Below are 473 nucleotides of genomic sequence, written 5' to 3'. Positions count from 1 at the left end.
GCTCAGTTGGTTAGAGCGCACCCCTGATAAGGGTGAGGTCGGCAGTTCGAATCTGCCCAGACCCACCAATTTTGTGTGGGAAACGCCTGTAGAAATACGGGGCCATAGCTCAGCTGGGAGAGCGCCTGCCTTGCACGCAGGAGGTCAACGGTTCGATCCCGTTTGGCTCCACCACTACTGCTTCTGTCTTGAAAGCTTAGAAATGAGCATTCCATCGATATGATGGTGAATGTTGATTTCTAGTCTTTGATTAGATCGTTCTTTAAAAATTTGGGTATGTGATAGAAAGATAGACTGAACGTTACTTTCACTGGTAACGGATCAGGCTAAGGTACAATTTGTAAGTCATTGCGAATTTTCGGCGAATGTCGTCTTCACAGTATCACCAGATTGCTTGGGGTTATATGGTCAAGTGAAGAAGCGCATACGGTGGATGCCTTGGCAGTCAGCGGCGATGAACGACGTGGTAGCCT

The 473-nt window shown here is 48.0% G+C and carries 1 tRNA gene; it reads left to right on the top strand.

The features are described from left to right. Positions 1-98 precede the first annotated feature (98 nt). A tRNA-Ala gene (locus tag HX873_RS30500) sits at positions 99-174 on the top strand. The last annotated feature ends 299 nt before the right edge of the window (positions 175-473 follow it).

Source organism: Pseudomonas sp. P7758 (assembly GCF_013386485.1).
Lineage (GTDB): Bacteria > Pseudomonadota > Gammaproteobacteria > Pseudomonadales > Pseudomonadaceae > Aquipseudomonas.
Note: the sequence above shows the minus strand (reverse complement) of the source record. Positions and strands in the feature narration are given on the sequence as shown.